Source organism: Sinorhizobium prairiense, assembly GCF_029201645.2.
In the GTDB taxonomy this organism is placed as follows: Bacteria; Pseudomonadota; Alphaproteobacteria; order Rhizobiales; family Rhizobiaceae; genus Sinorhizobium; species Sinorhizobium meliloti_A.
This window is the reverse complement of the sequence record NZ_CP104133.1, coordinates 1,620,320-1,632,391: the sequence shown is the minus strand read 5'-3', so window position 1 is coordinate 1,632,391 and position 12,072 is coordinate 1,620,320. Positions and strand designations below refer to the sequence as shown.

Below are 12,072 nucleotides of genomic sequence, written 5' to 3'. Positions count from 1 at the left end.
CTGAGTCTTCTGGCGCCGGTGACGGGGGACCATAGGACGTTTTTCCCGGGGTGCCAACTTGCGAAATCCCTGCCGGGCGCGGGGACGCCGCTCGTACCGGCGATGCCGACAGCTTTCCGACAGCTCGTCCGGGCTACTGGGCATGCTCCCCTGGATCGCAAACGGTGCAGGGAACATGAAGGTCACGCCGCACCATGCCTGCAAGGGGCGCGGCTTTGGAGGTGAGCAGCTTGAAGATCCCGCGGATTCCCCGGCCCGAGATTGGCAGTATAAGCCTGAGCGCGATCGTCGCTCTCTATCTGCTGGTGGCGACCAACAACTCGTTCTGGGCTCATGCCAACGTCTATTTCGATCACGCCTGGATGAGCCTGCTTGCCTTCGCAGCGGCACTCTACCTCGTCCTCTTCGCGATCTTGACGCCTCTCTCGCTCAAGTACCTGATGAAGCCGGCGCTGGTCATTCTCATCCTGGTGTCGGCGACGGCCGCGTATTTTGCCGACACCTTCGGCATCGTCATAGACCGGGACATGATCGGCAATGCCGCCGTTACGACACGGGCCGAAGCCAGCCACCTGCTGACATTCAGCCTTGCGCGGCATCTCCTCGTCTACGCCGTCCTCCCTTCGATCCTGATCGCCTGGGTCAGGGTACGCCACCGCCGGTTCCTGCGGAAGGCCGCGGTCAATTTCGCCTTCGTCTCCGTATCGCTCCTCGTCGGCGCAGGCCTCGTCTATTCCAACTTCGCGACGGTGGCCTACGCGCTGCGCGAACATACGGACCTCATGAAAAGGTTCAATCCGTCCGGACCGCTGATTGCCACCGTGCGCTACGGCCTTTCGACCTATCGGGAGCGCAATCTGGTCGTACACCCTCTTGGAACCGACGCGCATCAGGGCGCGCGCGTTGCCGCCGCGGGGAAACCGGTCGTCGTCGTCGTCGTTGCGGGCGAGACGGCGCGTGCCATGAACTTTTCGCTCAACGGCTACGAACGCGAGACGAATCCGGAATTGCAGGCACTCGGGGTCGTCAACTACCGCAACACGACGAGTTGCGGCACGGCGACCGCCGTCTCGCTTCCCTGCATGTTTTCGGTCTATCCGCGCAGCCAGTACAGCGACTGGAAAGCGCGCTCGACCGAAAATCTCGTCAATGTGCTGACGCATGCCGGTGTCTCGGTGAGCTGGTGGGACAACAATACCGGCAGCAAGGGGATTGCCGATCTCATCAGCTTCGCAAGCCAGACCGGCCGCAAGAACAGCCCGCTTTGCACCAACGGCGAATGCCTGGACGAGATCCTCCTCGGCGATCTCGACCGGAAACTCGGGGCGGCGACGTCGAACAGCGTCATCGTGCTGCATCAGCTCGGCAGCCACGGCCCCTCATACTACCTTCGCTATCCCGAGGCGTTCCGCCGCTTCACGCCCGACTGCCGAACGCCGGAACTCATGCGTTGCTCGACCGCGGAACTGCTCAATGCCTACGACAATACGATCCTCTACACCGACCACATCCTCGCCAGCGTCGCGCGGCTCCTCGAAAAGCATCAGGACCGCATTGCCGGCGCGATGATCTATATGTCGGATCACGGCGAGTCGCTTGGGGAGAACGGCCTCTACCTCCACGGCGCGCCTTATGTGATCGCCCCGAAGGAACAGACCCAGGTGCCGTTCATCGCCTGGTTTTCGAAGCCGTACCAGGCTGCGATGGGCGTCGACGCCGGCTGTCTTGCCAAGGACGCCGACCAGCCCAAATCGCACGACAACCTGTTTCACACGGTGCTCGGCATGATGGACGTCGAGACGAGAATCTATGACCGCGATCTCGACGCTTTTGCCGCCTGCACGCGGCCCGCAGGCAAAGAGGAGCAGCCGGTGCCGGGATATCACGCGGCCCAGAATGGCGAACCCGCAGCAAGCGCCGGCGGGTCGCAGGAAGCGAGGTGGGTGCCCGGCCTTCTGTGATTTTCCGATAAGCCTCTCCCACCGGCAAGCTGTCGACCTTCGCCAAATCTGGTAGACTGCAGGCCGGTCTCGCATCCGCAGCCGGCGGGGCGGCCATCAGAGGAGAATCAGATGCAGATCGCCGGAATTCAGGTCTATCCCGAGCGCGGCGGCAAGGCGGGTTTCACCGTCGAGTTCGTCGGCACCAACGGGGAGGTCGTCTCCGTCTCCTGCCCGCAGAACGCCGACGGTAGCCTCAACAGGCTGAATGCCGTTTCCCAGGCAAAGGAGATACTCGCCGCGGCCATCGCGGCGGATGAAACGCTTCTTGCCATTACCGGCACGAAACGGTCTCCTTCGGTCCCCGAGGGAGCGCTTGCGAATGCCCGGCAGGCGCATGACCGGGACGCCATGGAAGAGCAGTTGGACGAGGGTCTCGAAGATACGTTTCCCGCAAGCGACCCCGTCTCGATCACCAGTTCGGCGATTCCGAAGGGATCGTCTCACCGGTAGTCTTTGCGCGGATCTCCCCGTGACCCTCGTTCCTGTGCCCGTCACAGGAATCAGTCAGGCCAATTCGTTGGGCTGAAACGATTCTTTCGCGCCGCAGACGCGGCGCTGCCGAATCCCTCTGAAAAGCACCGGGGCCAGGTGAACAAAGCCGTCTTGTGCCTGTCCGCGCTCTCTGTTCCTGCTACGCATCGGGCTTTCCGAATATCGGTTCCGATTGTCCGGCCGATGCGCTAAAGCTCTCGGACACCCTGGGCGGCCTCAGATGGCCGATTCTTATCAGCGACGAAAGGAGCGCGCCGTCTTGGACGAGCAAAGGAGAAGCGATTCATGAATAGCCGGCGTTTCACCTTCGCCGTCGGTGACATTCACGGTTGCCTCGCACAACTCGAAACCTTGCTTGCCAGTATCGAATCCGTCGTCGCCGGCGGCAGGGTGGTCTTCCTCGGCGACCTCGTCGATCGCGGCCCGGACAGCCGCGGCGTCGTGGAGCGGATCATGGCCGGGCCGCGCAGGGCGGGCTGGGAATGGATCACGCTCAAGGGCAATCACGAGGCCATGCTGCTGGCGGCACGCAAGGGCCAGGCCGAGATGTCCCTATGGCTGACGAACGGGGGGAGGAGACGATGGCTTCCTATAGCGGCGCCATTCCGTTGAGCCATCTGGTCTGGATGGCGGAACTGCCGTCGCTCGTCGTCGATCGGCACCGCATTTTCGTCCATGCCGGTGTCGACGAGACCATTCGGCTCGAAGAACAGGGCGACGACATCCTCCTCTGGATCCGCACCGATCCGAACTACTCCGGCACCTATTGGGGCAAGCATGTCTGCCACGGACACACGCCGAGCCGAAGCAATCCGCGCACCGTCGGGAACAGGACCAATGTCGATTCCGGCGCCGTCTTCGGCGGCATGCTCTCCTGCGCCGTTTTCGATGACGACAGGGCGGGAGGCCCGATCGATTTTCTGGTTACGGATGGATACAGCTAAGAGCCTGTTTAGATTCGGGCTACCCGCCGCGACTTGTTTCATTTCCTCATTCCTGTGCTTGTCACGGGAATCCAGCCAGCCCAAGTCCTTGGGCTGAAAGAACTCTTCCCGCGCCGCAGACGCGGCGCTGCTGGATCCCTATGACGAGTACAGGGATGAGGAGAGGAGAGGTTGCAGTCCTCCGGAAAGTTTCCTAAAGCGCCGCGCGTCTTATGAGACGCGCAACCCGCTGATGCGCTCAATGTATCGGTCTGCCGTATCGGTTGAGCCAGACCGTTCGACGACACACCCATAGATGTGCACCAGATCGGTCTGCGCTTCAGGTGACAGGCGAACGGTATAATGCCTCATTCAAGCCCGACTCTTGCCCTTGGCGACGCGCGATCGGACCTGTGCCATACCGTCCTCAAGAGGGACAGCGCGTGTCGGGTCGGCTTTATGGGCGTCGTAGGCGGCAGCGACTTCCTCGCGCAGCCAGCGTTCCACCGCAGCGTCCCGCGCAGCCAGTGTACGCAAACCGTCGCGGATCACTTCGCTTTCAGTGGCATACTCACCCGATGTCACCTTCGCTTTGACCATTTCGGCCATTTCGATCGGCAGGGTAATGCTGAGGGATCGGGTTGTACGCATATCGGCCGCTCTCGTTTCGAGCCTGTATAACACGCAACACGATTTAATCCTACTCCCCTTCGGTAGGTCACAGGTCCCTGCAACCGGGGCAGTGCGATAAGCGTGCGGAAAGCAATTGCTTTAGCATTGTGCAACGCCGCGTCAGGCTATAGTTGTGCCGACCTGCAAGGCATGTGAACTCGAAATCCAAGGGACACGGTTTGGACACGTCCTCTTCCGCAATCTTCACGAAGAATTTCGCCGCCCTCCTATTCGACATGGACGGCACGCTGCTCAACTCGATGGCAGTCGTTGAAAGGGTCTGGGGATCCTGGGCACTCCGCAACGGAATAGACCCCGTGGCGCTCATGAAGGTCGTCCACGGCGTGCGAGCCGTCGATACGATCCGCGCGCTGGGCCTGCCGGTCGATCCGGAACAGGAGGCGCGCATTCTTGCCGAGGCGGAGATTGCCGATGTCGAGGGGATTGTCGAAATTCCGGGCGCCGTCACCTTCCTGAAGACACTCCCGCCGGAAAGGTGGGCGATCGTTACGTCGGCGCCGCTCGAACTCGCCGCGCGCCGGCTCGAGGCGGCCGGTATTCCGGTGCCGCGCCACATGGTGACCGGTGAGGATGTCTCGTTCGGGAAGCCCGACCCGCAGGGCTATCTGCTCGCGGCAGAGAGACTTGGGGTGCGTGCCGAAGATTGCCTCGTTTTCGAGGACGCGCCTGCGGGTGTTCTCGCCGGCAAATCCGCGGGCGCCGAGGTTGCCGTCATCACCGGGGCGCATGCCGCTGCGGCCGAGATGCCGCATATCATGCTGTCGCATTACACCGACGTCGAGGCTCGCCTCGTCGAGGACGGATGGCTTTCGCTGCATCGCCGCCGCGGCTAGAGCACTTCCAGGAAAACTGTCTGACGGTTTCCGTCCGCAAGTGCGCAGTTTCAAAGGTTTAGAGCCGGCGCGATGCGAGGCCGACGGCCATCGGCCGCCGGCTGCTTCAAGGATCATGTTCAGGCGGCGAGCCAGCACTTGGTCAGCGCATGTCCGCCCATGAGTTCGCCGTTCGGATCGTCGACCCAGCCGCCGACCTTGTCGCTGGTGGCGTCGATATAGTTGTTGAACATCGGCGCGATCACACCACCCTCATCGCGCAGGATCATTGCCGCCTCGCGATAGAGAACCTTGCGCTTCGTCTCGTCCAGTTCGCCGCGCGCCGCAAAGATCAGCTTGTCGAAATCCTCGCGGAAGAAGCGGGTGTCGTTCCATTCCGCCTTTGAAAGATAGGCGATGGAATAGACCTGGTCCTGCGTCGGCCGTCCGGTCCAGTACGACATGCTGAAGGGCTGCTTGTTCCAGACGTCGGACCAGTAGCCGTCTCCGGGCTCGCGCTTCAGCTCGACATCGATGCCGCACTTCGCGGCGCTTGCCTGGAAAAGCTGCGCGGCGTCGACCGCCCCGGGGAAGGCGACGTCGGAGGTACGCAGCAGGATCGAACCGTCATGGCCCGACTTCTTGAAGTGGAACTTCGCCTTGTCCGGATCGAAGACGCGCTGCTCGATATCGCCGTCGAACAGCGGGTAGCCCTTGATCATCGGCGTATCGTTGCCGACCGTGCCGTAGCCGGCGAGTATCTTTGCGACCATTTCCTCGCGGTCCACCGCGTATTTCAGCGCCAGCCGCAGGTCGTTGTTGTCGAAGGGCGCCGTGTTGCAATGGGCGATCAGGACATAGTGGCCCTTGCCGGGGACGTTGCGGATCGTGACCCCTGGAATGCGTTTGACGAGCGCGACGATCTTCGGTTCGATGCGATTGATGATGTGCACGCCGCCGGACTGGAGCGAGGCGGTGCGCGCCGTTGCGTCATTGATGACGGTGATTTCGATCTGGTCGGCATGACCGCGCTCGGCCGCTCCCCAGTAACCGTCCTGCAGCTCGCCGACATGCTTTACGCCCGGTTCGTTGACGACGACTTTGTAGGGCCCGGTACCGATGCCGGCAGTCGGGTCGTCCTTGCCGCCGTTCGGCTGGATCATCAGATGATAATCGCTGACGATGAACGGCATATCGGCGTTCGGCTGGCGCAGCGTAATGACGACCTTGTCGCCATCTGCCTTGATGGTCTCGAATTCCTGGACGAAGGGCAGGGCAGCCGATTTCGAGTTCTTGTCGGCATGACGCTCGAACGTGGCGACGACATCGGCAGGCGTCAGTTCCTTGCCGTTATGGAAGGTCACGCCCTTGCGGATCGTGAACGCCCAGGTCTTCGCGTCCTTCGACGCTTCGTAGGCTTCAGCCAGCCGATACTCGATCTCGCCCGCCGGCGAAACTTCGAGCAACTGCTCTCCCCAGCAGCGGCCGAATGTGTAGGGCACCTGGCTCGCCCAGGTCGCCGGATCGAGGCTGTTCGTGGATTCGCCGCCGACGAGCCCGGCCCGCAATATGCCGCCCTTGGCCGGGCCGCTCGCCCGCGCGGCATTGCCGAGCAGCACCTGGGCCGAGGCGAGCGTTACGCCGAGCGCTGCCGCGCGCCCGAGAAAATCGCGCCTCGACAGGCGGCCGGAAACGACCTCCCGGCTCATGAATTCCAATTCTCCCGCCATCGATTTCCTCTCCTCCATTGAAACGTGCGTACCGGTTAACCGGCACCACGCTCAGGTTGCAATGGATCTATATGGCGAAGGCTGTCTGTTGGCGGCGAAGAATGTCGCAACCAGGCGAGACAAGCCCAGCTATGTCACGGCGCGGGAGAAGAGAGGTGCTGAGGTTTCCTCATCCCGTGTCGAGGCGCGCGTGCGGGCGATGCGGCCTTCGAGTTCCTCGAGGCGGCGGGCAAAGCCGAGATTGCCTGGCTGGAGCGCCACGGCCTCGGCGAGCATGTCGCGAGCGATCTCGAGTGCGCCGTCGCGGATGTGGCGGTTGGCCCGATGGTAAAGAAAGTTTACCCGCTCCACAGGTGAAAAGCCTTCTCCGAAGCGTCGAAGACACCGGTCGGCCCAGGCAGGGTGGCGAGCAATCGCCGCGATGGCGATCTGATAGGGGCGCATCGGGGCGCCGATCCGCGCCGAGCGGGCGAGTGCGCGCAAACCGGCGCGGTCGTCCGCGCGGCAAGCCTCGATGAGCGAAAGCGCGCGCGCCGTCCCGGTGAAGGCCCGAACGGTGCCGTGACCGGTCATATGCACGGGGATGAGATGCGTCTGGCTCTGTATCGCCGCGATCCGCTCCGCGTGCCGGCGATCGACGGCATGAAAGGGGTCGTAGAACAGATAGGCGCGCCCGGCCGCCTGGTCGGGGGCGATTGCCATGTTCGTGTGGAGCCCCGGAGCGAAGTGGCGGACGAAGCGGTTGTCGAATGGTACTGTCTTCGGATCGATCGAGATCTGCGGGCAAAAAGCAACGGCGACGCTTGCGCCAAAACGCCGGCGATAGCGCAGCGCCGCATAGCCGCCTTGCGAATGGCCGTAGAGGATCCGTTCCGGCGCTTCAGCAAGGATCGGCGCAGCAGCCTCGACCGCCGCGACCACGCTTGCCGCCGGAAACCAGTTCGGCCGCCGGCTGATGAAGCCGAGTGCGGCGATGCCGGCTTTCTCGCAGAACCGCTGACCCCAGAAGCGGCTGCCGTTCGCCTGCATCTCCATCTCGTTGAAGGTGACGAGAAGATAGGGCGACGATCCTCGCAGATGGATCACTTCCAGGTTTTCGTCGGCGTAAACGCGCATGGGAATTCCCGAGCAGCTGTCAATTTGAGTGGAGCCGCAAGCGGCTAGACCAAGGCCTGTGCCGCCGCTTCATATTGCCCGGCACCAAGAGAGCTCCGCCTGTCCTCCAGCAGCCGACAATAGAGATCGGCATGCGCGCGGGCCGATTCCCCGTGGCCGGTCGGACGCCGCAGCGTTGCGTGCAGCCGGTCCCATGCCTCGGGGTTGCCCAGCACTTCCGACAGCCGGTCGGCGAGATCCTGGACGCTGCCGGTACGGAAGTGGAGCCCGTCCCTTCCGTCCTGCACTTTCTCGGCCATGCCGCCGATGTCGGAACAGATGATGGGCCTGCGGTGGTGCAGGGCCTCCTGGATGACGACGGGCGAGTTTTCCCACCAGATCGAAGGCAGCACGACCCAGTCGACCGAGCGCATCAGCCTCGGCATATCGGCATTCTGATAGGCGCCATAAAAACGCACCCGGCGCCCGGCGTCGTCGATGAGCTTCTTCAGGCGCTCCTGGAACTCGGTCGGCTGGCGCTCGAGATTACCGCCGAAGATCATCAGGCAGGAGTCCTCGCCCCAGATTTCTTCCGGCACGCGCGAGACCGCGTCGACCAGCACGTCGATGCCCTTGAAGGGTGTCATCTGCCCGAAATAGGCGAAACGGTTCCGTCGGGCGGACGGGACCGGCAGATCACGTACCGGTGCGGCCTCGCCCATGACGATGCCGTTGTCGATCACGGAGAGCTTTTCCGCGTCGATGCCCCATTCGACATAGCGGTTTGCCAGGAACATGCTCGGGGAGATGAAGGCATCGGCAAGGCCGAGCATGCCGCGCAGAAACTCCTCGCGCCTCAGGAAACGGGAAACCGGGATATCGGGAAAGCAGCCATGGCAACTGATCGGCGACGAACTGTTGCAGAGCTGGGCGGATGGTCGCTTCACCATCTGCCCGTGATTGTGGCAGAGCGACAGATACTCATGGAAGGTGACGATGATTACCGCCTCCGGCAGCGCTTCGCGTAGAGCGTAAAGCGCCTCCATTCCGAGGCCGATCAGGTGATGAAAGTGAACGACATGAGGCGACAGATCGCCGACGAAGCGCAGGAGGTCGCGGCGGATCGCCTCCGTATCCCCGTTGGACAGGAAGAAGTGATCGTAATCATCCGCATGGAAGAGCACTTCGTCCACTGCAAGACGCAGACTCATCAGTGCTGAGGCGCCGTGGCGAGGGACCGGATGGCCGACGCGGGCGAGATAGATCGACTCGACGCCCGGCAGCGTGTTCAGGCCCTTGTGCAGGCTGTGGGACGCTATCTCCGCCCCGCCTAGCGACATCGCCGGATGTCCATGCGAAACGACGAGAACACGGAGCCGCTCGCTCATGCGGAAGCCTCCTTGATGCGATTGCCTTCGCCCTGCGGCTGCGGAGCCCATCGGGCCGCAAACAGTCTTTCGTCGATCCGCTCGACGAGAGGAGCCGCGGAGGCGCTGCCGGTGGAGAACGGCTCGTCCGAGCCCAGCATCTGCACCGAGGGCAGCCACCAGGATTCGATCCCCGAACGGCTGAGCCTCAAGCCGAGATCCTGCCCCTTTTGCCGGGATCCGAGATAGCTGCCGGCAAAGCCTCCGGCGACGAGGAAAGCCTCGCGCGGCATGATGCAGCATTCGAAAGAGGCCGCCGCGATCCGGGTGAGCTTGAGACCCGTCACCGCGCTCAACGGATAACCGGCATAACGGCCCGAAAGCGAATTTTCGGACTGTGCGTCGGCCCAGGAGCCAGCCCATCGAACGGAATGGTCCTCATAGGCGAGCGTGGGCGAAATGATCCCGCCACTTTCCTCGTAAGCGGAAACCAGCCTGCCGTACCAGCCGCTCCTGCGGGGCAATAGCGAGCCGGCGAGCAGAACCACCGTCTCGCTCGAAAGCGCGCGAATGCCGGCTTCCAGGAGATCGTAGACATCGTCCGTTTCCGCCGACATCAGCCTGAGCGGAAGCCGATAGAACTGCGCGAGCTGCCTGATCCGGTCGGCCTGACGGCGAAAGCATTCGGAGTGCAGCACGAGCGCGATCGGCGCATGCCGTGTTTCGGGATCGAGCGCCAGAAGGCCGAGAAAAGGGGCAAGCTCCTTTTCTTCTGCTTGGCCGGCAGCCACGATGATCGGCGGCCCCGAAGCCTCGTCGAACGCACCGGCATCGAGGATAGCCTTGATGCCGGGCGAGGGGCTCTCCGACGCGCACAGGAAGGGCACGATCTGTCGATCGACGATTTCCGTCAGGCCCCAGTTTTCGGGATCGATGGACTTGATTTGGCGGAGCACCGCCTGACGCGGCGGAAGCCGCGCGGGTGTCAGCGGCAGAAAGGCCCGGCGGGAATCCTTGAGCGTCAACTCCAGGTGTAGCGGGGCCGTACCATCTGCCCCCAGTCCGCCGGCAAACACGATGAAACCGTGCGGGTGGGTTTGTCGGTCGAGCATGCTTTTGAACAACGGCTCTTCGGTAAAGGCATCCGTCACATCCGAGCGCTCGAGCCGCGTCCAGCGATCGTCGAGCCGCATCTCGCTTTGTCCACGGCGCAACCGGACGCTCTGGACATGCTCATCAGGGTCGAGGAGCCAGCCGGAGATCAGAAAGGCGCCACTGTTCGCCTGAAAGATATTGTCCACTCCCAGACGCACCGGAACGGGAAGAGTGGAGATCGTCTCGCGCCCCTCGAAGCTGTTGGCGGCCGAACGCAGCCGGAGCAGAACGGCAGGGGTGCTGTGCGTCTGAAGCAGCACGGGGCGGATATGCCCGGGCGTCTCCGTCGGACCGCCGATCAGCCGGTGCTCATGAACCGGAGCATAGCGCCAGCCCCCGCGCCCGCGATAGGCGAGTCCCTCGACGTCTCGCGCGCGAAGCGGTTCGCTTGCCGCCAGCAGACCGATGAAGCCTGCGCCGCCTTGCGGAATGTCCTGCCGGGAGAAGGTCGCGATGCCACAGTCGGCAACGACCGGATTTTCGCCGCACACGATCACGCGAGCGTTGCCGGGATCGGCGGCGCGGGCCCAGCCTCTGAGGAAGATCGCTCCCTCGTGGGTCTCGCCGACGAATTCGAGGAAGCCGTCGCTACCCTTTCGGGCCTGTATCAGGGCAACTATTGCCGCAAGCCTACGCCGACCGGTGGACATCTGCATCATCGCATCCACGAGCGGGTCCAGCACCTCGGCCAGTTGGGTGCCGGCAAGCTCCGCGAGGACCGTCACGCTATCGCGAACAGCAAGGGTGCGGGGGCCGAAGATATAGCGCCTGGGGCTGCCCTCCTGACCCAGGCGGAGCGTGGTAAGCGGCCGGCCGGCGTCATTAGTGGGCAGCAGCGCCGCGAACCCGTGCGTGGCGGTTGGCGGCTGCGAAGCCAGGCGCCAACCAATGATGGAGGCGCTCGTCGCGGTGGCGGGGTCGTCGTTGATCTGCGCCGGCACCTGGCCGGCGACGGGCGCGCCCGCGCCTATGACGAGCAGCAGCGTATCGTCGATCGGGCAGGCGACAACCCTCCCACCGCGCATGATCCTCGCGGCTGTTTGAGACGTTTGAGGAAGCGCCTGTTCTGCTCCGGCCATGGTACTCCTCATGCCCCGGCGAAAACCGAGAGGGCAGCGCCGGCGGCAAAGCCCGCGAGAACGAACAGCAGGAGCAGCAGCGGTTTCAACTCTCCATTCGACCGCTTCTGCAACGCTCCGAGGTTCTTCTCCATCGCTGCAACCACGCCATCGAGCCGCATCAAATGAACATCGAGATCGTTCAGGCGCTGCGCGATCTCGGCGGCGGCGGCAGGCCCCAAGGCCCCGCCTTCGCCGCCCTCGTCATTATGCGTGCGCTGGAGAGATCGCTGCGAGACCTGCAATTGCCGCTGAGCCGCCATGAGGACGTCGAGCTTGTCGAGAACCTTGGCGAGCGGCGCGGCGATGAGGGCTTCGGCCGCCTGTTCGTCGGGCCGCGGAACGCGCAGCTGCTGTTCGGTGCCGCGTGCGTCCAGGGCCGTCACCTTGAGATCGGCGGTGCGCGAGGCTGCCGCCTCGGGAAGCGCGATTTCGAAGGCATAGCCGCCGTCGCCGATGCCGTTGCGCTTGAGATCGGGGCGATTGCGGTCGGCGACCGCCTGGGCGATGACGCTGCCGTCGAGATAGACGCGAATGGTGAGGCGCTTGTCGGGTGCTGCCGGATCGAACGCCCAGCCGAAGATGCGCCCCTGGTCGATCGCGTCGACCCGGCCGGTCATCGGCTTCGTATTGTCCTGATCCGGTGCGGCATTTGATTTCTCGGCAACAGCAGCCATCGATTTC

At 63.5% G+C, this 12,072-nt stretch carries 9 protein-coding genes and 1 pseudogene; 4 read left to right on the top strand and 6 right to left on the bottom strand.

All coding sequences use genetic code 11. The annotated features are described in order from the left end of the window. Nucleotides 1-230: 230 nt before the first annotated feature. The 3 genes and pseudogenes from N0Q91_RS30910 (at nt 231) to N0Q91_RS30900 (ending at nt 3,439) form a co-directional block, all read left to right on the top strand. A complete protein-coding gene (locus N0Q91_RS30910; RefSeq protein WP_275599176.1) occupies nt 231-1,961 on the top strand; it encodes a phosphoethanolamine transferase in 1,731 nt (576 codons plus the stop codon). 111 nt (nt 1,962-2,072) lie between these two features. Beyond that, on the top strand, nt 2,073-2,453 hold the full coding sequence (locus N0Q91_RS30905) for a hypothetical protein (RefSeq protein ID WP_275599175.1): 381 nt from the start codon (nt 2,073-2,075) through the stop codon (nt 2,451-2,453). A 327-nt stretch (nt 2,454-2,780) separates the two neighbouring features. After that, nucleotides 2,781-3,439 (top strand): annotated as a pseudogene (locus N0Q91_RS30900) (metallophosphoesterase family protein). Nucleotides 3,440-3,790: 351 nt separating this feature from the next. Here the strand turns inward: N0Q91_RS30900 and N0Q91_RS30895 are convergent. Then, complete coding sequence (locus N0Q91_RS30895; RefSeq protein WP_275599174.1) at nt 3,791-4,069, bottom strand: ribbon-helix-helix domain-containing protein; 279 nt, start codon at nt 4,067-4,069, stop codon at nt 3,791-3,793. A gap of 200 nt (nt 4,070-4,269) precedes the next feature. On the opposite strand from N0Q91_RS30895, the gene N0Q91_RS30890 reads away from it, so the two are divergent. Then, complete coding sequence (locus N0Q91_RS30890; RefSeq protein ID WP_275599173.1) at nt 4,270-4,944, top strand: HAD family hydrolase; 675 nt, start codon at nt 4,270-4,272, stop codon at nt 4,942-4,944. 119 nt (nt 4,945-5,063) lie between these two features. Here the strand turns inward: N0Q91_RS30890 and N0Q91_RS30885 are convergent, their stop codons facing one another. From N0Q91_RS30885 to N0Q91_RS30865, 5 genes are all read right to left on the bottom strand, one after another. After that, nucleotides 5,064-6,653, bottom strand: coding sequence for an ABC transporter substrate-binding protein (locus tag N0Q91_RS30885; RefSeq protein ID WP_275599172.1), 1,590 nt, complete (start codon nt 6,651-6,653; stop codon nt 5,064-5,066). 129 nt (nt 6,654-6,782) lie between these two features. Next, nucleotides 6,783-7,769 (bottom strand): hypothetical protein, encoded by a 987-nt coding sequence (locus tag N0Q91_RS30880; protein ID WP_275599171.1) that lies wholly within the window; start codon nt 7,767-7,769, stop codon nt 6,783-6,785. A gap of 44 nt (nt 7,770-7,813) precedes the next feature. Further along, a complete protein-coding gene (locus N0Q91_RS30875) occupies nt 7,814-9,136 on the bottom strand; it encodes a glycosyltransferase family 4 protein (protein WP_275599170.1) in 1,323 nt (440 codons plus the stop codon). Beyond that, on the bottom strand, nt 9,133-11,349 hold the full coding sequence (locus tag N0Q91_RS30870) for a hypothetical protein (protein ID WP_275599169.1): 2,217 nt from the start codon (nt 11,347-11,349) through the stop codon (nt 9,133-9,135). Before N0Q91_RS30870 ends, N0Q91_RS30875 begins: the two co-directional genes overlap by 4 nt. 8 nt (nt 11,350-11,357) lie before the next feature. Next, a complete protein-coding gene (locus N0Q91_RS30865; protein ID WP_275599168.1) occupies nt 11,358-12,065 on the bottom strand; it encodes a hypothetical protein in 708 nt (235 codons plus the stop codon). Nucleotides 12,066-12,072: the final 7 nt, after the last annotated feature.

Excerpts from the sequence above, each read along its gene's own strand:
- N0Q91_RS30905 (WP_275599175.1), top strand. The coding sequence starts at position 2,073 with ATGCAGATCGCCGGAATTCAGGTCTATCCCGAGCGCGGCGGCAAGGCG.
- N0Q91_RS30895 (WP_275599174.1), bottom strand. The coding sequence starts at position 4,069 with ATGCGTACAACCCGATCCCTCAGCATTACCCTGCCGATCGAAATGGCC.
- N0Q91_RS30885 (WP_275599172.1), bottom strand. The coding sequence starts at position 6,653 with ATGGCGGGAGAATTGGAATTCATGAGCCGGGAGGTCGTTTCCGGCCGC.
- N0Q91_RS30880 (WP_275599171.1), bottom strand. The coding sequence starts at position 7,769 with ATGCGCGTTTACGCCGACGAAAACCTGGAAGTGATCCATCTGCGAGGA.
- N0Q91_RS30875 (WP_275599170.1), bottom strand. The coding sequence starts at position 9,136 with ATGAGCGAGCGGCTCCGTGTTCTCGTCGTTTCGCATGGACATCCGGCG.
- N0Q91_RS30870 (WP_275599169.1), bottom strand. The coding sequence starts at position 11,349 with ATGGCCGGAGCAGAACAGGCGCTTCCTCAAACGTCTCAAACAGCCGCG.
- N0Q91_RS30865 (WP_275599168.1), bottom strand. The coding sequence starts at position 12,065 with ATGGCTGCTGTTGCCGAGAAATCAAATGCCGCACCGGATCAGGACAAT.